Consider the following 22,090-nt stretch of genomic DNA (forward strand, 5'->3'; position numbering starts at 1 on the left):
GCGTACCACCGGTACCGAAACCTGTGAGGAAGGGAGCCACCATGTCCGACGACTCCGAGCGCCACCACGACCGTCCCGCGACCGCACTCCAAGAGGTGATGCGGGAGATCGAGGAGGCCGAACTCCGCGCCGACGACCCCCGGGCCGAGCACCGCCCGCGCGGCGAGGCCGGCGAGGCCATCACGCCCAACACACGCGCGGAGGAGGAGTCCCAGGGGGAGTGATCCTGGGGTGACTACGGGGACCGGCCCCGGGGCTGGACAGATGCCCCGGGGCCGGTCCCGACCGGGTCCCGACCGTAGGGGGGCGCAGGGGGCTGTAGCAGGGGGCTGTAGGGGGCTGACGTTCGACCGTACGAGGTCAGATTGCGACCATGCGGAGGCCGGATTTTGACCGTACAACGGCCGCGAGGCCGCGAGGCCGCAGGGCCGCAGGGCCGCAGGGCCGCGAGGCGCCTCACCCGGGCGGCGCGCCCAGCGGCCGTTCGGACAGGGCGCGTGCCACGCCCAGCAGATTGGCGGCCATGGCGCGGCCGGTGCGGTGGGACCAGTCCCGGCCGCGTTCCTCGTCGAGGTAGTCCGGGCCGGCTCCGGGGCCCAGGTGCCAGTACGTCCAGGCCTGGCCGGGGATGGTGTAGCCGATGTCGGCGAGGGCGCGAGCGGTGGTACGGCCGGGGATGGCCCGCTCACCTCGGGGTACACGGCGCGCATGGCATACGAAGGACCACGACTGCCGGCCGCCCGGGGCCCGCTCTCCGGGGCCGTCCGGGCCCACCTGCTGGGCACCGGTCTGCTGCCGCCCGCCGAGGCGGCCGCGGACGCGCACCCGTACGGCGACGACCTCCAGCTGGCCCTGTACCTCTGCTACGAGCTGCACTACCGCGGGTTCGCCGGGGTGGGCGCCGACCTGGAGTGGGACCCGGCGCTGCTCGGCGTGCGGGCGGCGCTGGAGCGGCGCTTCCTGGCCGCCCTGCGCGCCGACACCCCGGTGCACGACAGCGTCGACGACGCGCTCGCGGAGCTCCTCGTCGAGCCCGTGGAGGGCAGCGGCGTGTCGCACTTCCTGCGGGACGAGGGTGAGTTGTGGCAGGTGCGTGAATACGCGGCGCAGCGCTCCCTCTACCACCTCAAGGAGGCCGACCCGCACGCGTGGGTGCTGCCCCGGCTGTGGGGCCGGGCGAAGGCCGCCATGGCGGCGGTGGAGTTCGACGAGTACGGCGGCGGCCGCCCCGACCGCGTCCACGCCCGCCTCTTCGCGAACCTGATGACGGACCTGGGCCTGGACACCGCCTACGGCCGCTATCTCGACGCCGCGTGCACCGAGACGCTGGCCACGGTCAACCTCATGTCCCTGCTCGGCCTGCACCGCTCCCTGCGGGGCGCTCTCGTGGGGCACTTCGCGGCGGTCGAGATCACCTCCTCCCCCGGCTCCCGGCGGCTCGCCGAGGCGATGCGCCGCACCGGCGCCGGTCCCGCCGCGGCGTACTTCTACGACGAGCACGTCGAGGCCGACGCGGTGCACGAACAGGTCGTCCGGCACGAGGTGATCGCGGGCCTGCTGGACGAGGAGCCGCAGCTGGCCCCCGACGTCGCCTTCGGCATCGACGTCACCGGCCTGCTGGAGGACCGCCTCGCCGCACGTCTGCTCGCGGCCTGGCGCTCGGGACGCTCCTCTCTCCGCACCCCCCTCAACGCCGAAATGGCCCATATTTCCTGATTGTCAGGGTACTTGGTCGTCGTGAATCCGCTGGTACTTCCGGGCGTGTACGCCCCTCAGGAGGACACCGACCTGCTGGCCGGGGCGCTGTCCGAAGAACCGCTCGTGTCGGGTGCGGACGTCCTCGACGTGGGGACCGGATCCGGTGCGCTCGCGCTGGAGGCGGCCCGGCGCGGGGGCCGCGTGACCGCCGTCGACGTGTCGTGGCGGGCGGTGTGCGCGACCCGCTGCAACGCGTGGCGGGCCCGGCTGCCGGTGCGCGTGCGGCACGGCAGCCTCTTCGAGCCCGTCCGCGACCTGTCCTTCGACCTGATCCTGACGAACCCGCCGTACGTGCCGGCGCCGTCCGGCGGCCGTGCGCCGCGGGGCTCGGCACGAGCCTGGGACGCGGGCGGGGACGGCCGGCTGGTGGTGGACCGGATCTGCCGGGAGGCGCCCGCGCTGCTGCGGCCCGGCGGGGTGCTGCTGATGGTGCACTCCGCACTGAGCGACCCCGACCGCACCCTCGCCCACCTGCGCGCGACGGGCCTCAAGGCCGCGGTGACCCGGCGTCGCCGCATCCCCTTCGGGCCGGTCCTGCGCTCACGCGCGGACTGGCTGCGCGAGCGGGGACTGCTGTCCGCCGGCGAGAACGACGAGGAACTGGTGGTGGTCCGTGCAGAACTCCCCCGCTGAGCCGGGCCCGACGACCGCGCCCGGCTCCCCCGCCGAGCCACACCCGACGACCGGACAGCCCCCACTCACCGCACCGCACGCAGAGGCCGGGCCGCGCCCACTCACCGCACCGCACGCACCGGCCGAGCCGGGCCCACTCACCACACCGCACACAGAGGCCGGGCCGCGCCCGCGCACGCCACCGCACGCACCGGCCGAGCCGGGCCCACTCACCACACCGCACACAGAGGCCGGGCCGCGCCCGCGCACGGCACCGCACGCACCGGCCGGTGGGCAGCACCCACCGGCGGCCCCGCACGGACCGGCCCGGCAGGGCCCGCCCACCGAGCGCCACCCACCGGCCGGGCCGCCCCCGGCGGATGAGTCGTCCCCGCCCGGCGAGCCGCTCCCGGCGAGCGCCACACCGCTCCCGGCCGAGAAGCCGCCCCCCGCCGACGGGCCCGACCCGACCGAGGAGCCGCCCCCCGCCGACGGGCCCGTCCCGGCGGACGAGCCGCCGCCTGCCGACGGGCCCGTCCCGGCGGACGAGCCGCCGCCTGCCGGCGAGCAGCGCTCCTCCGCCGCCCCGCCCCGCCGGATCACCATGCGACGCCGGGGGCCCCTGCTCGTGGAGGGGCCGGTGGAGGTGGAGCTGGAGGACGGCTCCACGGTCGCCTCCGACCGGTTCCGGGTGGCGCTGTGCACCTGCCGGCGCAGCCGCCGGTATCCATGGTGCGACACCAGCCATCGGGACCGGGCCTGACGCCGCACCCCGGGCGGCGCACGCCCCGCCAGCCGCGGCCGTACCAGCCCCGCGCCCGCGGTGATGCGCGGGCGCGGGGCGGTTCCAGGGGCCGGCGGGTGGCCCCACTCCGCCCGGCCGGCCCCTGGTGCGAGATCACGGTGGTCCCGTGTCAGTGGCCCGCGCTCCCCACGTCACGGGCCTGTCGCGGCGTCCACGGGGCCACGCGATCCCGGTCTTCAGAACGCGAAGAGAGCGCTCCCGGAGGAGTTCTTCACGCACTCGTTGGCGAACAGGCGCTCGTAGGAGACGCGCTTGCCGTTCCAGACCCCGTCGACGGTGACGACCACGGGGTCGTAACGCTTGGTGCACATCGCGTCGCCCGGGACCGTCAGGGCCTCCAGGTCCCCGTCGGTGGCGTGCAGTTCGGCGCAGGCCGGGGCCGGCGCCGGATGGCTGCCGGAGGGTGTCGGCGCGCAGGTGAGGGTGACGGCACGGGCCGGGCTGACGGCGGCGGCCCTCTCTCCGTGCGCCAGCGTCAGCACCAGGGCCGACGGGGCGTAGAGCGAGGCCGGGGCGGCCGGGGCGGCGAGCGCGGACCCGGCCAGGGGTCCGCAGACGGTGGCGGCCGTGAGGCCGAGGGTCGCCGCCCAGCGCGCGGTGTTCCGCATTGTGTGCATCCTTCCGCTCGATTCGGGGTGGCCGCTCCGGCGCGATCGGAGCCGGGCGCGGCGAGGGCGAGTCTGCCGACTCCGCGCCCGGAACTCACCTCGACCCCACGCGTTTCGGTAACCTTGCGTGTTGAATCAGTGGCGCGAAGTCACGGAGTTCGAACGTTCCGACGCCGCAAGCAAGCGCTTCATGATCCGCCGCTCCGCCGGAGTGACCGATTCTCATAGGCTCGGCAATCGTCCGGAAACATTCCGCTTCCGCGTCGCGTCCCACTCCGCAGGGCCGGTGCCATTCACCCGACGGCCGCCTCCCGCTGGCGGATGTGTCCTCCGTCCGGGGCACGGAGGCGGCCGAGCCGCCGTTGTCACACCCCCCGGCTACGGTGCGGGCATGACTCGATTCGTGTTGGTGGCGGGGGCCTGGCTCGGTGCGTGGGCGTGGGACGAGGTGGCGGCCGAACTGCGCGCCGCCGGCGACGACGCCCATCCGCTGACGCTGTCCGGGCTCGCCGACCGGCGGGGCGCCGCGGCGGGCCTGGAGACGCATGTCGGCGATGTCGTCGACGAGGTCGGCCGGCTGGGCCTGACGGACGTGGTGCTGGTCGGTCACAGCTACTCCGGGATCCCGGTCGGACTGGCGGCCGAGCGCATCGGCGAGCGGCTGCGGCGGGTGGTGTTCGTCGACGGGAACGTGCCCGTCGCCGGGGAGTCGTTCCTGTCGGGCTGGCCGAGCGACCCGGTGCGGGCGTCGATCGCGGCCCACGCCGGTTTCTGGCCCCCGCTCACCGCCGAGGAGTTCGCGGGCCAGGGCCTGACGGACGAGCAGATCCGCCGGATCGTCGACGGCGCGACCCCGCACCCGGGCGCCACGCTCACCGAAGCGGCGGCCCCGCGGCGCTCGCCCGCCGAGCTGCCGGCGACGTACGTCAAGTGCCTGCTGGACGGGGAGGAACCCCTGCCCGCCGTCGCGCAGCTGCTCCGGAGCGACCGGTGGGAGCTGGTGGAGCTGGACACCGGCCACTGGCCGATGTTCTCGCGGCCGCGCGACCTGGCCCGCGTCCTGCGCGCGTCGGCCGCTGACCGCTGACCGCTGACCGCTGACCGGCCCTACCGGCCGGTAGGGTCGCCGTGCGGTGTACGGACCGACGACGCCCGACGGGACGAGGAGAGGCGGCGGGACGAGGAGAGGCGGCGGGACGGATGGCGAAGCACTGGGCGGACTTCCAGTACGAGATCTACCTGAACGGGATGACGGGAGCCGTCCCCCGGATGCCCACCGACCTCACCCGGCTGGAGGAGCTGACCGAGCGCCGGCTGGCACCGGGGCCGGTCGGCTATGTGGCGGGCGGCGCGGGCGACGGCAGCACGGTGCGCGCCAACCGGGCGGCGCTGGAGCGCCGCCGGATCGTGCCGCGGATGCTGCGGGACGTCCAGGAGCGCGACCTGTCGGTCGAGGTGCTGGTCGAGGTGCTCGGCCGGTCCCTGCCCGCCCCGCTGGCCCTGGCGCCGGTCGGAGTGCTGTCGATCGTGCATCCGGAGGGCGAGGCCGGGGCGGCCCGCGCCGCGGCCGCGCAGGGCGTGCCGTTCGTGCTGTCGTCGGCGTCCAGCACCCCCATGGAGGAGGTGGCGGAGGTGATGGGGGACGCCGAGCGCTGGTTCCAGCTGTACTGGTCCAAGGACCGCGAGGTGACCCGCAGCTTCCTCGGCCGGGCGCGGGCGAGCGGGTTCACGGTGCTCGTCGTCACCCTGGACACCCCGCTGCTGGCGTGGCGGCCGAGCGACCTCGACCAGGCGTACCTGCCCTTCCTGCACGGCGTGGGTACCGCCAACCACTTCACCGACCCGGCGTTCCGGGCGGGCCTGGCCAAGCCGGTCCACGAGGATCCGAACGCGGCCGTGCTGCACTTCGTGAACCTCTTCGCGGACCCGGGCAGGACCTGGCCGGACCTGGCGTTCCTGCGGGAGCACTGGGACGGGCCGATCGTCCTGAAGGGCGTCCTGCACCCGGACGACGCCCGGCAGGCCGCGGACGCCGGGATGGACGGCGTGGTGGTGTCCAACCACGGCGGCCGCCAGGTCGCCGGATCGGTCGCGGCCGCCGACGCGCTGCCCCGCGTCGCGTCGGCGGCCGGCGACCGGCTGACCGTGCTGTTCGACAGCGGGATACGCACCGGTGCCGACGTGTTCAAGGCCCTGGCCCTCGGCGCCCGCGCGGTCCTGCTGGGACGGCCCTACGTCTACGGCCTCGGCCTGGACGGACGCCCCGGCGTGGAGCACGTGATCCGCTGCCTGCTCGCCGAGTTCGACCTCACCCTGGCCCTCTCCGGTCACGCCACCCCGGCGACCGTGGGCCCGCACGACCTCGTCGAGGACACGGTCTGACGGTCCCGCGGGCGGTGGGCGGCGCCCACCGCGCCGGTCGGCCCGCCGGCCCGCGCACCGGTACGGGCCGGCCGCACCCCGCCGGTTCGGCTGCCGGTCGGTCCGTGGGCGGGCCGGCGACTGAGCGGACCCCTCCCCCTTTGCGCCCGGACCACCCCGCCGGGAGGGCGGGGTGACCGTCCGTCGGGGCGGCGGCCCGTCAGGCCGTGCGGTCGGACAGGCCCGCGGGGCGCGCCGGGAGGATCTCCTGGCCGGCGATCTCCCGGGAACCGGTGCCGGCCGTGGCGGCGTCGGTCAGCCACCGCTGGCCGGCGGAGCGGTCCCGGGCCTTGACGACGACGTCGGCGCCCGGATCCTCGCCCGTGGAGGCGAGCGCGAGCGTGCCGTCCCAGCGGGGCAGCAACTCGCCCTGCACGGTCAGGTCGTAGCGGACGTCGTCGGCACGGGAGCCGGCCGGCGCGGCGCACTGGCCGAGGATGACGATCCCGGCGTCCGCGTGCGAGTCCACGCACAGTCCGGGGGAGGCGACGCTGCGCAGCTGGCCGTCGTCCGCGTACGACCACAGCTGGGCCGGCTCGGCGGAGCACTCCGCCAGCTCGACGGCGGCACCCGGCCGCACCTCGCCCCGGACGTCCAGGCACAGGTCGGCGGCGGCGTTGCGCAGCCGGGCCCGGGACGGCACGGCCGGCAGTCGGGCGGTGTCCGGGACCGAGGGCGTCGCGGTGGGCCCGGCCTGCGCACCGGTGCGGGAGGCGGCGCCGCCCTCGGCACCGGCGGAGGCGGCCGGTCCGGCGCCGTCGTCCGACCACACTCCGGCCGCGAGCAGGGTGGTGAGCAGACCGGCCGAGGCGAGGCCGACGCCCGTCACCAACGACCGCGGCGAGCGCGGCAAGGGGCCGCCCGGGCGGCGGCGCGGGGACGGGACGAGGTCGAACAAGGTGGTGCGGAGCGTGCCGGGGGAGCCCCTGCCGCGGCGCCGGCGCGCCCTCTTGAGCCGTGCGCCCTGCCGGACCGCGCGGCCGGGGCGGGAGTCGACGTAGCGGCGGGCGCCCCAGCCGAGGACCGCCTCGGCCAGCAGCATCCCCAGGTCGCCCTCGAAGTGGCCGAGTTGTTCGGCGGCCGACCGGCAGTAGCGGCAGGCGTCCAGGTGCCGGCGGACGTCCGGCAGGAGGTCGCCCCCACGGCGCATGGGCACGTCGAGGAGCCGGTTGTGGAAGCGGCAGTCCTTGCCGGGCGCCAGCTCCCGGTGGGCGCGCACGCAGCCCTCGCGCAGCTGGTCCCGGGCGTGTTCGTGCAGGGCCGTGACCACGTCGGCGTCCATGCCCAGCAGGCCGGCGACGACGTCGACCGGTTCGGCCTCGACCTCGAGGTGCCACAGGACGCAGCGGGCGGCTTCCGGCAGGCTCTGGAAGGAGCGTTCCGTGAGCACCCGGTTCTCGGGGGTCAGGGACTGGGCGGCGCGCATCCCCCGGGCGCCCGCGGGTTTGCGCAGCTCCGGCACGGCCCCGGCCAGCGCCGCGTCGGCGGCCCACAGCCGGATCGTGTCCCGCACGGTGACCAGCAGGCGGGGGCGGAGCGCGGCGCCCGGCTCACCCAGCTTCAGCCGGTCGAAGACCTGGTGGAACGCGGCCGTGGCGACCATGGACGCGACGTGCGCGGGGGAGGCGAGACAGATGACCGCGTACTCGTGCACCGGCTGCCAGTGTCGCGCGATCAGCAGCGCGGTGGACCGGCCGACCTCGTTGTCCGTGCCACCGCGCACCCCCGCGGCGAGCAGCTCGTCGGATTCCCCGGGTCCCGCGCCGGGCGGGGGGTGGGGAGGGCGAGGAGGAGGGGAGGTGAGCACTGAGCGGCTTCCTTCGGTGCGTACGTGTTCGGCGCGTCGGGGGGCGCGTTCGCCTCCGCCGGCGATCCACGGGGCACACCGGCCCGGGCCTCGGCCCCCCGCACGAGTGGCTCACCATTGCACAACCGAGTCGTGCACAACAAGCTGCCGAGGACAGGGGGCCGTTGTTGAAGGAATGTCGATGACGCGGGCCCGGTTCCTCGTGTGATGTCCCGTTCCGTGCAAGCGTGTTGGCCATCCGGCGTGGGGTTCCCGCGCTCCGCGCACGCCCGTGCCGGCGGCCCCGGAGTCGCGGCAGGGCCCCGGGCCGGCGCCGTCAGATCTGCCAGGACCGCAGCCGGTCCGCGGCACCGTACACGTCGGTCCTGCCGTCGATCAGATCCCGGGCCAGGTCGACGAGGGCGCCGTAGGGCGGGTCGATGCCGACGCCGCTGACGAACATGTACGCCACCGCCGTGGCGCAGGCGAAGCGCGCGTTGGCCGACGGCAGGGGTTTGAGCAGCGCGAGGGTGTGCAGCAGCGCGGCGGCCCGCCAGGCAGGGTCGGAGTCCACGCCGAGGCGGGGCGGGTCGACCCGGTGCCGGGCGACGGCGGCGACCAGCGCGGAGAAGTCGTTGACGGTCGGCTGGTCGGGCAGGACCTCTTCGTGGCGCTGGAGCAGCCAGGGCACGTCGATGTGGATGACGGGCGTCATCGGTCAGGCGACCCGCCCCTCACGCCTGAGGGGTGATTCGTCCTCGGGGAAGGCGGCCGCGAACTCGTCCGCGTGGGACGCGAAGAACCGTCGGAACGCCTCCGCCCCCTCCTGGAGTGCCCGGTGGCGCGCGATGTCGGCCGCGGCGGCCTCCCGGACGAGCGCCTTCATCGACGTACCGCGTTCCTTGGCGATCTGCCGCAGGTCCTCCAGCTCGCGATCGCTGAACTCCACATTGAGGGCTGGCATGCCCTTCACGGTACCGCTCGGGTACTCATGCGTAAATAGCCGCAGGTCACACCGTTGGCGGGGCGGTACCGCGAAGGGGCTTGGGCTATCCCTGGTCGGCGGCGAAGGACGCCATCCGCGCCAGTGCCGCGTTCCAGTTGACCGTGGTCTCGTTCGTCGACCAGGACTGGATGTCGTCGATGTAGCAGAACTGTCCGACGCAGCCCTTCAGCAGGGACTGGGCGAGGGGGTCCTGGATGCTGGAGTTGGGGCCGCCCGCGAGGGTGCCGGCCGGCGGTGCGGGGAGGGCCGGGTCGAGCTGCTGCGCGTACCAGCGACTGTGCTGCCGGTGGGCGTGGACCTCGCCGTAGCCGGTGACGTAGGAGATGTTGAGCGCGTTGCGGCCGAGGACGTAGTCCAGGCTCTCCAGGGCGCCGTCGCGGTACTTCGCGGCGCCGGTGATGTCGTGGGCGGTGGCGACGACGACGGCGTTGTTGAGGACCTGGTGGGCGGAGCCCCAGTCGTAGCGGTTGCCGTCGGGGGCGTAGGGCATGCCGTAGGGGTGGGCCCGCAGGGTGGCGAGGTAGGTGTCGGCGCCGGCGACCACGGAGCGGCGGACCGCGTCGCGGCCGGGCAGCGCGCTGGGGACGGTCGCGAGGTCGAGGCGGCCCGCGGCGGCGGTCCTGGACCAGTCGAAGCCGTAGGGGCCGAAGATGTCGGCCGTGTGCACCGGCGAGGCGAGGACGTGGTCGGCGAACCGCTTCTCGCCGGTGGTGAGGTAGAGCTCGGCGGCGGCCCAGTAGAACTCGTCGGTGACGTCGTCGTCGTCGTAGGCGCCGCCGCCGGTGGCGTCGGCGGGGTCGGCGTAGACGGCGGGGTGGGCGAGGGCCGCCGTCCAGGCCGTGCGGGCGGCCGTCAGGGCGCGGGCGGCGAAGGCCTTGTCGTAGGGCCGGTACAGGCGGGCCGCCTGGGCGGCGGCCGCCGCCAGGTTGAGGGTCGCCGCGGTGGTCGGCGGGTGCAGTTCGCGCTTCTGCGGGTCGTCGTCGGGCAGCAGCGGCAGGCCGGTCCACTGTGCGTCGTGGACCTTGTGATGGGCCATACCCGCCAGCGGCTGTCCGTCCGGGACCTGCATCTTCAGCAGGAACTCCAGCTCCCAGCGGGCCTCGTCGAGGACGTCGGGCACGCCGTTGCCGCTCTCGGGCAGGGCGAGCGTGCCGTCACCGAGCTTCGCCGGCCGGCCGGTGCGCGCATGCAGGGAGCGTTCGTAGGTGCTGAGGAGTTCCCAGGTGGCGATACCGCCGTTGACGACGTACTTGCCGTGGTCGCCGGCGTCGTACCAGCCGCCGCTGACGTCGAGGGTGTAGTCGCACACGCCGGACTGGCAGGGGACGGACGTGTCGCCCTGGTTGGGGGCGACGCCGAGGTGGCCGGCGGCCCGCGCGTAGCCGGGGCGCAGGTCGTCGCGGATCGCGGTGCCGCTGCGCTGGGTGTAGTAGTACTTGACCGCGTCCAGCCGCAGTCGCTCGTAGGCGGCCGTGCCGATGTCGAAGGGGTGGCTGGTCTCGCCGTCCGCGACGAGCGTGAGGCCGGTGCCCCGGGTGCGGTACGCGCCGAAGTCGATGGAGTGCACGTTCTGGCCGGAGGAGGCGTCGACACCGCGCGGCACGGTGCGGCCCCGCGCGACGGCGTCCCCCACGGCGTCGCGCAGTTCCCAGGGCAGGGCGGTGGTTGCGTCGGTGACGAGGGTGGCGTTCTTCGGCCCGGCGGGCAGGTAGCCGACCTGGTTGACGCGGACGCGCGGCCCGGTGTCCGGCTCGTACACCTCCGGCGGCACCCCGCCCAGCAGGGACACGTCGTCGAGGCAGAACCGCCAGGGGTCCGCGGCCCCGCCGACCTGGAAGGCGACCTGGCCCTCGGCGGAGTCGACCGGCGAGGTGAAGGTGTAGGAGTACGAGCCGGCCGACTCGGTGAGCACGGGGCTCGCCTCGTACCAGGTCTCGTACGGCGTGACCGACCGGCCCACGATCGCCCGGACCACGTGTCCCTCGGGGAGGCCGGACGCCGTGAAGGCGAACCGGTAGGTCTCCCCCTTCACCAGGGTGATGCCGTCCTGGCCGACGGCGGAGTCCCAGCGGTCGGTGGTGCCGCCCGGTACGTCCGCGCACAGCCGGCCGTCGGAGGGGGCGGCGCCGGCGTTGCTGCTCCACCAGCCGTCGAGGGTGGTGTCGAAGGTGCCGTTCCTGACCTGCTCGACCTCCTCGGCGGCGGCGGGCCCCGCGGGCAGCGCGGTGAGCGCCGAGCCCAGCAGGGCCGCCGCCAGGGTCAGCAGGGTGGTTCTGCGTCGTGTCACGTCCGGTCTCCTGGGCGACTCGGGGAAGCACACCTCACAGGCCTCATGGGAGCGCTCCCAAAGGACGGTCGCGGGACATGCTGGCCGGACTCATGACACTCCGTCAACGGTTCGGACGGACCCGGCCGGCCGGAAGCCGCTGACGGCCCTTCGGGCGGCCCGGCGCACGGAATGCTCACCGAGCGTGTTCGTCGGGCGCGCGCCGGGGGGTCGGCACCCCACCCCGCGCTGCCGCCCCCATGCGCTTCCATGCGCTTCCACGCGCCTCACGACGCCCGGTTCGCTCCCGTTCGTCATCCGATGGGAGGGCCGGAACAGTTCCGCTCCGCGCCGGGGCCGCAAGCACTAAGGTGGAACGCACGTGACGTGTCTGTTCACTGTGAGTGTCCGCGATGGAGTGGAACGATGAGCCCGGACTACCCGTTCGACGACGCCTCGACGGCGCGGGCGGTCATCCACGAGGACGGCACGCTGGCCCGGTGGAGCGAGGGAGCGCGCCGCCTGCTGGGCTACGAGCCCGCCGAGGTCGTCGGCCGGCCCGCCGCCGTCCTCCTGGCCGACGACGGCGCCCGGCCCCCCTGCCCCGGTGACCAGCGCTGGAGCGGCACGGTGGCGCTGCGGCACCGCGAGGGCCACACCGTGTCCGTCTGGCTGCTCGCCCGCCGCAGACCGCCGGAGGACGGCGGCCCGGTCACCTGGCTCGCCGTGAGCCCGCTGCCCGCCGCATACCCGGCGCCGGAGGACGACGAGCTGCTGCGGGCGGCCCTGACCCAGTCGCCGTGCGCCACGGTGGTCTTCGACGACCGGATGCGCCTGCGCGCCGTCAACGACGCCATGGCCGAGCTGATCGAGCTGCCCGCCGGCCGCGTCCGCGGTCTGCGCGCCGGCGACGTCGGCCCCGCGCCGCAGGGCCAGGAGGTCGAGGCGTACGTGCGCCGGGTCCTGGCCACCGGCGAGCGCCATGAGATGCAGACCTTCATGAAGGCCACGGGCGAGGAGCGGCCGCACGCCTGGCTCATGCGACTGGCGCCGCTCACCGATCCCTCGGGACGGGTGCGGGGCGTCTGTATGACCCTCCACGACTTCACCGGGCACTTCCTCGCCCGGGAGCGGCTCCAGCTGGTCAACGAGGCGAGCGTGCGCATCGGCAGCACCCTCGACGTCACCCGGACCGCCCAGGAACTGGCCGAGGTGTGCGTGCCGGCCCTGGCCGACTTCGTCAGCGTCGACCTGCTCGACCCGCAGGAGCCCGGCGAGGAGACGACCGGCCCGCTGACCGCGCCGGTCCACCTTCGGCGGACGGCGCACCACTCCATCACCCCCGGCGCCCCGGAGGCCGTGGCCGAGCCCGGCCGGCTCGACTTCTACCCCGCGGCCTCCCCGCAGGCCGCCTCCCTGCTCGTGGGGCGCAGCGTCGTGACCCCGGTGCCGTCCGGCGACCTGGACGCCTGGCGTTCCTGGGACGCGCGGCGGGTGGACCGGGTGACGGAGTACGGCATCCACTCCACGATGTCCGTGCCGATCCGGGCCCGGGGCACCACCCTCGGCGTCGTCGTCTTCACCCGCTACCGGCGCCAGGACCCCTTCTCGCCCGACGACGTGCTGCTGGCCGAGGAGGTCACGGCCCGCGCCGCCGTCTGCATCGACAACGCCCGCCGCTACTCCCGGGAACGCGAGACCGCCCTGGCCCTCCAGCGCAGTCTGCTCCCGCGCTCCCTGCCCCGCACCGCCGCCGTCGACGCCGCCTCCCGCTATCTGCCGGCCGCCCGGGCGGGGGTGGGCGGCGACTGGTTCGACGTGATCCCGCTGTCCGGGTTGCGGGTCGCGATGGTGGTGGGCGACGTCGTGGGGCACGGCATCCAGGCCTCGGCCACCATGGGCCGGCTGCGCACCGCCGTGCGGACCCTCGCCGACATCGACCTCGCGCCCGACGAGCTCCTCACCCACCTCGACGACCTGGTCGTCCGGCTCTCCGAGGAGGCGGGCGGCGACGGCAGCACCGGCGAGGTCGGCGCGACCTGCCTGTACGCGGTGTACGACCCCGTCTCACGGCGTTGCAGCATGGCCCGGGCCGGGCACCCGACGCCCCTGCTGCTGCCGCCGGACGGCGCCCCGCGTCAGGTGGAGCTGCCCGCGGGTCCCCCGCTGGGCCTGGGCGGGCTGCCGTTCGAGTCGGCCGAGCTGGAGCTCGCCGAGGGCTCGGTGCTGGCCTTCTACACCGACGGTCTGATCGCATCCCGGGAGCGGGACGCGGACGCCGGTCACCAGGTGCTGCGCGACGCGCTGGCCGCGTACTCGGCCTCCCTCGACGAGACCTGCGACCGCGTCCTGCACTCCCTGCTCCCGCAGGGCGGTGCCTCGGACGACGTGGCTCTGCTGCTCGCCCGCACCCGGGGGCTGCCCGCTTCCCAGGTCGCGACGTGGGACATCCCCCCGGACCCCGCGCTCGTCGCGCCGGTCCGCAAGCAGGTCGTCGACCAGCTGGAGCGCTGGCACCTGGTCGAGGCGTCCTTCACGGCCGAGCTGGTGGTGAGCGAGCTGGTCACCAACGCCATCCGGTACGGCGCCCGCCCCATCCGGCTCCGGCTGATCCACGACGCCTCCACGCTGATCTGCGAGGTCTCCGACACCAACCACACCGCCCCGCACCTGCGCCGGGCGAAGACCTTCGACGAGGGGGGCCGGGGACTGCTGCTGGTCGCCCAGCTCACCCAGCGGTGGGGCAGCCGGCACACCGCCGAGGGGAAGACCATCTGGGCCGAACTCGGGCTGTTCGAGGAGGAGTAGGGGGCGGGGGGCCGGGTGGCGGGGGGAGCGGCGGTGCCTGCCCCGCCCAGGGGCCCGTCTTGGGGGCCCATCTTGGGGGCCTCCCGGGGCCCATCCCGGGGGCCGTCCCGGAGGCCCGTCCCGGGGGGCCGTGCCGGGGGGGGGCCGTTCCGGGGGCCCGTCCCAGGGGCCCGTCCCAGGGGGCGGTCCCGGGGGGCCGTCCCAGGGGGCGGTCCCAGGGGGCGGTCCCGTGGGGGCCGTCCCAGGGGGCGGTCCCGTGGGGGCCGTCCCAGGGGGCGGTCCCGTGGGGGCCGTCCCGGAGGCCCGTCCCAGGGGCCCGTCCCAGGGGCCCGTCCCGGAGACCCATCCCGGGGGCCCGTCCCGGGAGCCCGTCCCGGAGACCCATCCCGGGGGCCCGTCCCGGAGGCCCGTCCCGGGAGCCCATCCCGGGGGCCCGTCCCGGGAGCCCATCCCGGGGGCCCGTCCCGGGAGCCCATCCCGGGGGCCCGTCCCGGGGGCCCATCCCGGGGGCCCGTCCCGGAAGCCGGCCGGTCGGCTCCGCGTCCGGGGCGGCGGACGACCCCGGTCAGCGGCGCCCGCCGCCGGAACCCGCGCCGCCGTCGCTCCCTCGCCCGCCGTCGGCCGATCCTCCGGGGGAATCCGGCTCGCCGTCCCGCGCGCAGGAGGACGAGGAGCCGGGCGTGCAGGAGGACGTGTCGGTGCCGGGTGCGGAGCTGGTGGCCGACGGGACCGGAGCCGTCGGCGTGGCGGACGGCTCGGAGGCGGGCGTGGCGGTGGCCGGCTGCGCGGACTCGGAGGCGGGGGCGGGGGTGGCCTCCACGGTGGCGTCGGCGCCCCAGTTGACGAACTGGAGCTGGGGATCGGGCTGCGAGGTGTCGATCACCCAGCGCTGGGCCGCGCCCTCGTCACGGTTCTTCAGGACGACGGCGCCCGAGCCGTCGGTGGCGGCGGGGGCGAGCGCCAGGTCCTGGCTCCCCCGCGGGACCAGCGTGCCCTGGAGCGTGAAGTCGTAGCGGACGTACGTGCCGCCCTCCGTGCAGGGCGCGAGCCGCACCGAGTAGCCGAGCCGCGAGTCGGCGCAGAGATCGGGCTCCTCTGCGCTGCGCAACAGCCCGTCCGTCTCGTACGACCACTGCTGCCCGGCGGCGGAGGAGCAGGTGGCGAGCTGGGCCTCGGCGCCCTGGACGGCCTTTCCGCCGGCGATGCCGACGCAGAGCCCGGATGCGACGTTGTGCAGACGGCCGCGCAGGGTGCCCTGGGTCTCCGAGCCCGCGCCCGTCCAGGACGGGCCGGAGGTGTCCGTGGTCGGACCGGGGGTCCGTCGGGCCGCTTCACCGGTGGCGGTGTCCGCGCCGTCGCCGGAGCCGAGGACGGACCACAGCACGAGCGGGGCGACGATCAGCCCGCTGACGGTGAGGACGGCGGCGGCCACATTGCGGCGACGGGCGCGGCGGGCGGCCTTCTGGGCGGCACGGCGCGACACGGGACGGGCACCGGTGGCGGGGCGCGCCCCCGAGGTGCCGGGATGCGGCTCCGCCGCGTCGAGGTCCGGTTCCGCCGCAGCGGGGCCCGGTTCCGTCGTGGCGGGGGCCGGTTCCGTCGTGGCGGGGCCCGGTCCCGTCGTGGCGGGGCCGGCGTGCGGTTCGGCGTCCGGGCCGGTACGGGGTGCGGTGCCGGGGGCGCCGTGGCGTGCTGTGCCGGAGGCGTGGTGCGGGGCGGTCCGGGGGCGGGCGCCCCGGCGGGTGCGGGGTCCGGTGGCGGAGCGGGTGCCGGCCGGTACGGCAGTGTCGGGGACGGGCGTCTCGTCGGTGAACGCCTCGCCCGGCGCCGCCCCGCCTCCGTCGGCCGGGGCGTCCGCCGAGGCGTCGGCGGAGGGGTCGGCGGAGGGGCCGGTGCCGGCCGCCCGGACCGCCATGTACGCCGCGGCGTTCCAGCCCAGCACGCCCTCGGCGAGGGCGACGCCGAAGTGGGCGTCGAACTGGTTCAGCTGGTCGGCGGTGTGCGCGCAGTGCCGGCACTGGTCGAGGTGGGCGCGCAGATCGGGGTCGACGTCGGCGCCGCCCCGGCGGCAGGTGGCGTCGAGGAGCCGGTGGTACCGGTGGCACTCCTCGTCGACGGCGAGCTCGCGGTGGAGCTGGAGGCACTCCTCGCGCAGCCGTTCGCGGGCCCGGCGCAGTTCGACCCGGGCGCCCTCGTCCTCCATGCCGAGCAGACCGGCGGGGACGGCGAGGGGCTCGGTCTCGACCTCGATGTGCCACAGCAGGCAGCGGGCCGTCTGGGGCAGCCGCTGGAACCCCCGGGACAGCAGGCGCCGGTTCACGGGCGGGAGCAGGCGGGCGGCCAGGCGGTCGGTGTCGCCCTCCGCGGCGCGCAGGTCGGGGTGGAGCAGGTCGCGGCGGCCGTCGGAGTCCCACTCCGCGACGATGCGGCGCACGGTGACCAGCAGATGGGGGCGCCAGGCGGCGGTCGGGCCGTTCTGCCGCAGGGTCTCCCCGAAGAGCCGGGTGAACGCCGCCGTGGTGAGCATGCCGGCCGCGCGCTCCCCGTGGGCGCACAGCCGCGCGTAGGCGAAGACCGCTTCCCAGTGCCGGTCGAGGAGTTCGCCGACGGGGTGCAGCGCGGGCGACGCTCCCGTCCAGTTCTTCAGCTCGGCACCCAGCTGTTCGTCCGTCACCTCGGAACGGCGCGCCGAAGGGGAATTCGACATGCCTGCGTCTTTCACGGCTGCATTCCTTCCGGGGACTGCGGCTTGAAGTCCATACCTACCGGTATGCGGATCTCTCGGCGCACGGCCGAAGGGATCCTCTCGCACAGTGTTCGACACCTCGAACGTCCGGGGGGAGCAGCTCTTTTGAAGCGTGGGGGGTCTGAACGTGAGGCGTCTCGTGCGCACAGCGGGGGAATTGATGTCCGTGCGCCGACAAGGCCCACCCTGGCACAGGCGCACCAGGCGGAACAAGGGATGCCGCGCTTTCGCGCCGGGCACTGTCCCCGTGAACTATTGACGAATCGTCAATCCAATGTCGCGACACCAGAGGTTCGGGGGATGCGTGCGGAGATCGCCGCCTTTCCGGGGGCGGTCCCGGAGAGGGGGGCGGTCCGTGCGGCACGGAAGCCTCTCACCGCACGGACCGCGCTTCCCGGGCATCCCGCGCTGCCCGGTGCCGGGGGTGTCTCAGTGGCCGGAGACCGGGTGGGGGGCGTAGGGCTGCTGGAGTTCCTCCAGTTCCTTGTCGCTCAGCGTCAGGTCCACGGCCGCCGCGGCGTCCTCGATGTGGTGCGGCTTGGACGCGCCGATGATCGGAGCCGTCACCGTGTCCTGGTGCAGCAGCCAGGCCAGGGCCACCCGGGCGCGGGGGACGCCCCGGTCGTTCGCGATGCGGGTGACGGCCTCGACGATCGAGCGGTCGCCCTCCAGGTAGAGACGGCTGCCGAAGTCGTCCTGGGTGCTGCGCTCGGTGACGGTGCCCCAGTCACGGGTGAGGCGGCCCCGGGCCAGCGGGCTCCAGGGCAGGACACCGACGCCCCGGTCGGCGCAGAGCGGGAGCATCTCGCGCTCCTCCTCGCGGTAGAGGAGGTTGTAGTGGTTCTGCATGGACACGAACCGCGTCCAGCCGTGCAGCTCGGCGGTGTACTGCATCTTGGAGAACTGCCAGGCGTACATCGAACTCGCCCCGATGTAGCGCACTTTGCCCGCCTTCACCAGGTCGTGCAGCGCCTCCATCGTCTCCTCGACCGGGGTGTGCGGGTCGAAGCGGTGGATCTGGTAGAGGTCGACGTAGTCGGTGCCGAGGCGGGTGAGGCTGTGGTCGATCTCGGTGAGGATCGCCTTGCGGGACAGGCCGCCGCCGTTGGGGCCGGGACGCATCCGCCCGTGCACCTTCGTGGCGAGGACGATCTCGTCGCGGCGGGCGAAGTCGCGCAGCGCCCTGCCGACGATCTCCTCACTGGTGCCGTCGGAGTAGACGTTGGCGGTGTCGAAGAAGGTGATGCCGGCGTCCAGCGCCTGCCGGATGAGCGGACGGGACGCCTCCTCGTCGAGGGTCCACTCGTGCGTGCCCCGGTCGGGGACTCCGTAGGTCATGCACCCCAGACAGATCCGTGACACGTCCAGACCCGTCGAACCGAGCTTCACGTACTGCATCGTCGCTGCTCCTGACGTCGTGTGGGCTACCGACGGGAGCCTACGTCGTGGTCCTGACACACGGCTGCGGACGCCGGCCCCGGCACAGCATGGGCACGGCCGGGTGCCCGGCGTCATGCGTCCCCGACGTCCCCGGCGTCCCCGGCGTCCGCGGCGTCCGCGGCGTCCGGCTCATTCGATCAGGTCCAGCACCCGTTCCCATCCGAACTCCTCCCCCGGCGCACCCGAGGAGGGGTACCCGAACCGCACGCCCGTGCCGCGCAGCCGGATCAGGCTCTCCTGGTAGGCGGGGTGGGCCGCCAGCGCGTCGGCCACGCAGGGCAGGACGCCGACGGGGACACCCAGGCCGGACACCTCGCACAGGGTGGCCAGGGCGAGGGTGTCGGCGATGCCGGCCGCCCACTTGTTGATGGTGTTGAAGGTGGCCGGGGCGACCACGACGGCGTCGGGCTGCGGGAAGGGGCGCGGGTCGCCCGGGCGCCGCCACGCGGAGCGGATCGGGCGGCCGGTCTGCGCCTCGACGGCGGCGGTGTCGAAGAAGCCGTTCATGGCGAGGGGGGTGGCGATGACACCGACGTGCCAGTGCCGTTCCTGCGCGGCGGTGATCAGCCTGCCGACGTCGGCGGCGATGCCCGCGGCACAGACGACGACGTAGAGGAAGGGTGGCTTCTCGTCCTGTTCGGTCACGCGGGAACCCTACTCAACAGGGGTGGGCGGTCGGCCTCGGAGGAGGCGGATGGTCCCCCTCGAAGGGGTGTGGGGGGTGGTCCGCGCTCGCGGGCGGCCGGTGACGGCACTCGTGTCGAGCGGGGTGACGAGGGCGGTGGCGGTGAGGATGGTGGTGCGGGCGCGGGCGACGGGCGCCGTGTGGATGAAACCCGCGCGCGACCGTGTTGAAGCTGCGTGCGGCGAGGACGGCGACGTTCCGGCACCAGGACGGCCACATGACGATGAAGGGGATGGATGCCATGCCTCTCGAGGGCGAGTACGAACCCAGCCCGACCCAGTGGGTGCGCGAGCAGGTGGAGCTGTACGAGAGCTCCGGCGGCACGCGGGGGACGACGCTGCGGGACACGGGCCTGCCCGTGGTCCTGCTGACGACCCTGGGTGCGAAGAGCGGGAAGATCCGCAAGACGCCGCTGATGCGGGTCGAGGACGGCGGCCGGTACGCCGTGGTCGCCTCCCAGGGCGGGGCGCCCACGCACCCCGTCTGGTACCACAACCTCAAGGCCGACCCCCGCGTGGAGCTCCAGGACGGGCCGGTGCGCCAGGACATGACGGCCCGTGAGGTCACCGGTGAGGAGAAGGCCGCGTGGTGGAAGCGGGCGGTCGCCGCGTTCCCGCCGTACGCGGACTACCAGGAGAAGACCGACCGGGAGATCCCCGTCTTCGTCCTGGAGCCGGTCGACCGCCACTGAACCACGCGGACAGGCACCACGGTGTCCGGTCCGGGGGCCGCCCGGCCTGCGGTTCTCCGGTTCTCCGGGGCTCCGGGGCTCCAGGGCTCCAGGGCTCCAGGAGCCCCGGGGGCGCGGCCTCCGGGAAGCTGTGGGGCCGCGGGCCCCGCGCAAGAACGCGTAGAAAAATCTGCCCGCCCGGCGCATGGCCGCCCCGGGTCCGGGCACCTGAACGTCAGGCCCCGCCGCGTTCCCCCGTCGCGGCGGGGCTTTCCCGTGCCTCCTGCGCCGGGCGGTCGGTCACGTCGAGGAAGATCCGGTCGGCCTCGGGGACGATGCCGGCGATCGAACGCTTGATGCGGACGGCGACCTCCTCCACCCGCTCGCTGTCCATGCCGGGCGCGAGGTCGACCCGGGCCGCCACGAGGACGGAGTCGATGCCCGTCTTCATCGTGAACAGCGCCTCCACGCTGTCGATCTCCGGCTGGGCCGCCAGCAGCGCCTGGATGCGCCGGTCGATCTCGGGGTCGGCGGCCTCGCCGATCAGCTGGTCGCGGGCCTCGCGGCCGAGGCGGTAGGCGACGTAGACGAGCAGCGCTCCGATCGCGAGCGAGGCGCCGGCCTCCCACACGATCTGTCCGGTGACCATGTGCAGGGCCATGCCGGCCGCGGCGAGCGTGACGCCGAGCACGGCGGTGCCGTCCTCCGCGACGACCGTGCGCAGGGCGGGGTCGCGCAGGCCGGCCGTCCCGCCCTGGCGGTGCACCTGGTGCAGGGCCCGGGCGAGGGAGGCCCCCTCGGCGAGGAAGGCGACGCCGAGCACGACCAGGCCGGCCACGTAACCGCCGAACGACTCCTCACCGCCCGTCCGCAGGGCCTCGACGCCCTGGAAGAAGGAGAAGCAGCCGCCCATGACGAAGATGCCGACGGCCGCGAGGAGCGACCAGAAGAAGCGTTCCTTGCCGTAGCCGAAGGGGTGGCGGCGGTCGGCCGGGCGGCGGCTGCGGCGCAGCGCGGCGAGGAGGAACACCTCGTTGAGGCTGTCGGCCACGGAGTGCGCCGCCTCCGACAGCAGGGCGGGCGAATGCGCCAGCAGGCCCCCCACCGCCTTGGCCACGGCGATGACCAGGTTGGCCGCGAGCGCCACCAGCACGGTGACGCGTGTCCTGCGGTCCGCCGCGCTCCCGGCGCCCCCGCCCCCGTCCGTCGCCGCTTGCTCTCCGGTGCTTCGTCGCGTGGTGCGTTCCGAGGATGTCCCGGTCGATGTCCCAGTCACCTTCCGGCGAATGCCCCGGCCGGTCGCCCTCACACCGTGCCGTCGGCGGAAAACGGGGAACGCGTTGTGTGCGGGACACCCATGCACCACCAGCGGGAGGAAGGGACCATGAACGGCGGGAGGAACGCACGACGGCGCGGCGGGAGGAAGGGACCATGAGCGGCGGGAGCGACGGCAACCGCGCCTACGGCCACACGGCGTTCAAACGCTCCGGGAGTCATTTCGCCGACCGGATCACCGCGGACGGCCGGGACGGCTGGCCGGCGGAGGCCGGCCGCTACCGCCTGGTGGTCAGCCGTGCCTGCCCGTGGGCGAGCCGGGCGGTGATCTCCCGGCGGCTGCTCGGGCTGGAGGACGCCCTGTCGATGGCGATCGCCGATCCGGTCCAGGACGACCGCAGCTGGCGCTTCACCCTCGACCCCGGCGGCCGCGACCCGGTCCTCGGCATCCGGTACCTCGCCGAGGCGTACGACGCGCGGGAGACCGGCTACCCGGGCGGGGTGAGCGTGCCGGCCGTCGTGGACGTGCCCAGCGGCAGGCTGGTCACCAACGACTACCAGCGGATCACCCTCGACCTCGCCACCGAGTGGACCGGCCTGCACCGCCCCGGCGCGCCCGACCTGTACCCGGACCGGCGGCGCGACGAGATCGACACGGTCATGGCCGAGGTGTACGAGGACCTCAACAACGGCGTGTACCGGGCCGGTTTCGCCCACGAGCAGGGCGCGTACGAGGAGGCCTGCGCGGGTGTCTTCCGGCGCCTGGAGCAGTTGTCGTCCCGGCTGGCCGACCGGCGTTACCTCGTCGGCGACACCCTCACCGAGGCGGACATCCGGCTGTTCACCACGCTGGTGCGCTTCGACGCCGTGTACCACGGCCACTTCAAGTGCAACCGCCGGAAGCTGACGGAGGACCGGGTCCTGTGGGCGTACGCCCGGGATCTGTTCCAGACGCCCGGTTTCGGGGACACGGTCGACTTCGACCACATCAAGCGGCACTACTACCAGGTGCACACCGGGATCAACCCCACCCGGATCGTCCCTCTCGGGCCCGACCTGTCGGGCTGGCTGACCCCGCACCACCGGGAGGAACTCGGCGGGCGCCCGTTCGGCGAGGGGACACCGCCGGGCCCGGTGCGCCCCGGCGAGGAGGTCCCGTCCCCGGGCCGGCCCTGACGTCTCCTCGTCTTCCCTCCCCCTCCCT

Annotated in this window: 18 protein-coding genes and 1 pseudogene; 9 read left to right on the forward strand and 10 right to left on the reverse strand. The window is 74.8% G+C overall.

Annotated elements, in window-relative coordinates:
* The first annotated feature begins 41 nt into the window (after positions 1-41).
* Positions 42-224, forward strand: a complete 183-nt coding sequence (locus ACIP67_RS27315; RefSeq protein ID WP_401695484.1) for a hypothetical protein — start codon at positions 42-44, stop codon at positions 222-224.
* Positions 225-456: 232 nt separating this feature from the next.
* Here ACIP67_RS27315 and ACIP67_RS27320 read toward each other — a convergent pair.
* Positions 457-654, reverse strand: a pseudogene (locus ACIP67_RS27320) (flavodoxin family protein); the annotation flags it as partial.
* Positions 655-708: 54 nt separating this feature from the next.
* On the opposite strand from ACIP67_RS27320, the gene ACIP67_RS27325 reads away from it, so the two are divergent.
* The 3 genes from ACIP67_RS27325 (at position 709) to ACIP67_RS27335 (ending at position 3,133) form a co-directional block, all read left to right on the forward strand.
* Positions 709-1,716, forward strand: coding sequence for an iron-containing redox enzyme family protein (locus ACIP67_RS27325; protein WP_401695485.1), 1,008 nt, complete (start codon positions 709-711; stop codon positions 1,714-1,716).
* A 21-nt stretch (positions 1,717-1,737) separates the two neighbouring features.
* A complete protein-coding gene (locus ACIP67_RS27330) occupies positions 1,738-2,391 on the forward strand; it encodes a HemK2/MTQ2 family protein methyltransferase (RefSeq protein ID WP_401695486.1) in 654 nt (217 codons plus the stop codon).
* Positions 2,392-2,974: 583 nt separating this feature from the next.
* The gene (locus ACIP67_RS27335; protein WP_401695488.1) at positions 2,975-3,133 is read left to right on the forward strand and encodes a CDGSH iron-sulfur domain-containing protein; all 159 of its coding nucleotides are present in this window, start codon (positions 2,975-2,977) and stop codon (positions 3,131-3,133) included.
* 218 nt (positions 3,134-3,351) lie between these two features.
* On the opposite strand, the gene ACIP67_RS27340 is transcribed toward ACIP67_RS27335, so the two are convergent.
* Positions 3,352-3,783, reverse strand: a complete 432-nt coding sequence (locus ACIP67_RS27340; RefSeq protein WP_401695489.1) for a subtilase-type protease inhibitor — start codon at positions 3,781-3,783, stop codon at positions 3,352-3,354.
* Positions 3,784-4,174: 391 nt separating this feature from the next.
* Here ACIP67_RS27340 and ACIP67_RS27345 point away from each other — a divergent pair, with 391 nt between their 5' ends.
* Together ACIP67_RS27345 and ACIP67_RS27350 are read left to right on the forward strand one after the other, a co-directional pair.
* On the forward strand, positions 4,175-4,870 hold the full coding sequence (locus ACIP67_RS27345) for an alpha/beta fold hydrolase (RefSeq protein ID WP_401695490.1): 696 nt from the start codon (positions 4,175-4,177) through the stop codon (positions 4,868-4,870).
* Between the two features lie 113 nt (positions 4,871-4,983).
* Positions 4,984-6,165, forward strand: a complete 1,182-nt coding sequence (locus ACIP67_RS27350; RefSeq protein ID WP_401695491.1) for a lactate 2-monooxygenase — start codon at positions 4,984-4,986, stop codon at positions 6,163-6,165.
* Between the two features lie 199 nt (positions 6,166-6,364).
* On the opposite strand, the gene ACIP67_RS27355 is transcribed toward ACIP67_RS27350, so the two are convergent.
* The 4 genes from ACIP67_RS27355 to ACIP67_RS27370 form a co-directional block, all read right to left on the reverse strand.
* Positions 6,365-8,011, reverse strand: a complete 1,647-nt coding sequence (locus ACIP67_RS27355; protein WP_401695492.1) for an RICIN domain-containing protein — start codon at positions 8,009-8,011, stop codon at positions 6,365-6,367.
* Positions 8,012-8,327: 316 nt separating this feature from the next.
* Positions 8,328-8,705 carry a toxin Doc gene (locus tag ACIP67_RS27360; RefSeq protein WP_401695493.1) on the reverse strand — a complete coding sequence of 126 codons (378 nt, stop codon included), beginning with the start codon at positions 8,703-8,705 and terminating at the stop codon, positions 8,328-8,330.
* 3 nt (positions 8,706-8,708) lie between these two features.
* Positions 8,709-8,954: a hypothetical protein gene (locus ACIP67_RS27365; RefSeq protein ID WP_401695494.1), complete on the reverse strand. Its 246-nt coding sequence runs from the start codon at positions 8,952-8,954 to the stop codon at positions 8,709-8,711.
* A gap of 85 nt (positions 8,955-9,039) precedes the next feature.
* Positions 9,040-11,283, reverse strand: a complete 2,244-nt coding sequence (locus tag ACIP67_RS27370) for a glycoside hydrolase family 9 protein (RefSeq protein ID WP_401695495.1) — start codon at positions 11,281-11,283, stop codon at positions 9,040-9,042.
* A 405-nt stretch (positions 11,284-11,688) separates the two neighbouring features.
* Between ACIP67_RS27370 and ACIP67_RS27375 the strand changes: the two genes are divergently transcribed.
* Positions 11,689-14,070 (forward strand): SpoIIE family protein phosphatase, encoded by a 2,382-nt coding sequence (locus tag ACIP67_RS27375; protein WP_401695496.1) that lies wholly within the window; start codon positions 11,689-11,691, stop codon positions 14,068-14,070.
* 565 nt (positions 14,071-14,635) lie between these two features.
* Here the strand turns inward: ACIP67_RS27375 and ACIP67_RS27380 are convergent.
* The 3 genes from ACIP67_RS27380 to ACIP67_RS27390 all read right to left on the reverse strand — a co-directional run bounded on the left by ACIP67_RS27380 (position 14,636) and on the right by ACIP67_RS27390 (position 18,901).
* On the reverse strand, positions 14,636-16,777 hold the full coding sequence (locus tag ACIP67_RS27380) for a ricin-type beta-trefoil lectin domain protein (protein WP_401695497.1): 2,142 nt from the start codon (positions 16,775-16,777) through the stop codon (positions 14,636-14,638).
* A 468-nt stretch (positions 16,778-17,245) separates the two neighbouring features.
* Positions 17,246-18,214, reverse strand: coding sequence for an aldo/keto reductase (locus ACIP67_RS27385; protein WP_401695498.1), 969 nt, complete (start codon positions 18,212-18,214; stop codon positions 17,246-17,248).
* A gap of 171 nt (positions 18,215-18,385) precedes the next feature.
* Positions 18,386-18,901, reverse strand: a complete 516-nt coding sequence (locus ACIP67_RS27390) for a flavoprotein (RefSeq protein WP_401695499.1) — start codon at positions 18,899-18,901, stop codon at positions 18,386-18,388.
* A 281-nt stretch (positions 18,902-19,182) separates the two neighbouring features.
* Here ACIP67_RS27390 and ACIP67_RS27395 point away from each other — a divergent pair, with 281 nt between their 5' ends.
* The gene (locus tag ACIP67_RS27395) at positions 19,183-19,632 is read left to right on the forward strand and encodes a nitroreductase family deazaflavin-dependent oxidoreductase (protein ID WP_401695669.1); all 450 of its coding nucleotides are present in this window, start codon (positions 19,183-19,185) and stop codon (positions 19,630-19,632) included.
* Positions 19,633-19,846: 214 nt separating this feature from the next.
* Here the strand turns inward: ACIP67_RS27395 and ACIP67_RS27400 are convergent, their stop codons facing one another.
* Positions 19,847-20,887: a cation diffusion facilitator family transporter gene (locus tag ACIP67_RS27400; protein ID WP_401695500.1), complete on the reverse strand. Its 1,041-nt coding sequence runs from the start codon at positions 20,885-20,887 to the stop codon at positions 19,847-19,849.
* Between the two features lie 155 nt (positions 20,888-21,042).
* Between ACIP67_RS27400 and ACIP67_RS27405 the strand changes: the two genes are divergently transcribed.
* On the forward strand, positions 21,043-22,062 hold the full coding sequence (locus tag ACIP67_RS27405; protein WP_401695502.1) for a glutathione S-transferase family protein: 1,020 nt from the start codon (positions 21,043-21,045) through the stop codon (positions 22,060-22,062).
* The last annotated feature ends 28 nt before the right edge of the window (positions 22,063-22,090 follow it).

This window comes from Streptomyces sp. NPDC088812, from assembly GCF_044750285.1.
GTDB lineage: Bacteria > Actinomycetota > Actinomycetes > Streptomycetales > Streptomycetaceae > Streptomyces.

Excerpts from the sequence above, each read along its gene's own strand:
- ACIP67_RS27315 (WP_401695484.1), top strand. The coding sequence starts at position 42 with ATGTCCGACGACTCCGAGCGCCACCACGACCGTCCCGCGACCGCACTC.
- ACIP67_RS27325 (WP_401695485.1), top strand. The coding sequence starts at position 709 with ATGGCATACGAAGGACCACGACTGCCGGCCGCCCGGGGCCCGCTCTCC.
- ACIP67_RS27335 (WP_401695488.1), top strand. The coding sequence starts at position 2,975 with ATGCGACGCCGGGGGCCCCTGCTCGTGGAGGGGCCGGTGGAGGTGGAG.
- ACIP67_RS27340 (WP_401695489.1), bottom strand. The coding sequence starts at position 3,783 with ATGCGGAACACCGCGCGCTGGGCGGCGACCCTCGGCCTCACGGCCGCC.
- ACIP67_RS27345 (WP_401695490.1), top strand. The coding sequence starts at position 4,175 with ATGACTCGATTCGTGTTGGTGGCGGGGGCCTGGCTCGGTGCGTGGGCG.
- ACIP67_RS27350 (WP_401695491.1), top strand. The coding sequence starts at position 4,984 with ATGGCGAAGCACTGGGCGGACTTCCAGTACGAGATCTACCTGAACGGG.
- ACIP67_RS27360 (WP_401695493.1), bottom strand. The coding sequence starts at position 8,705 with ATGACGCCCGTCATCCACATCGACGTGCCCTGGCTGCTCCAGCGCCAC.
- ACIP67_RS27365 (WP_401695494.1), bottom strand. The coding sequence starts at position 8,954 with ATGCCAGCCCTCAATGTGGAGTTCAGCGATCGCGAGCTGGAGGACCTG.
- ACIP67_RS27375 (WP_401695496.1), top strand. The coding sequence starts at position 11,689 with ATGAGCCCGGACTACCCGTTCGACGACGCCTCGACGGCGCGGGCGGTC.
- ACIP67_RS27380 (WP_401695497.1), bottom strand. The coding sequence starts at position 16,777 with ATGTCGAATTCCCCTTCGGCGCGCCGTTCCGAGGTGACGGACGAACAG.
- ACIP67_RS27385 (WP_401695498.1), bottom strand. The coding sequence starts at position 18,214 with ATGCAGTACGTGAAGCTCGGTTCGACGGGTCTGGACGTGTCACGGATC.
- ACIP67_RS27395 (WP_401695669.1), top strand. The coding sequence starts at position 19,183 with ATGCCTCTCGAGGGCGAGTACGAACCCAGCCCGACCCAGTGGGTGCGC.
- ACIP67_RS27405 (WP_401695502.1), top strand. The coding sequence starts at position 21,043 with ATGAGCGGCGGGAGCGACGGCAACCGCGCCTACGGCCACACGGCGTTC.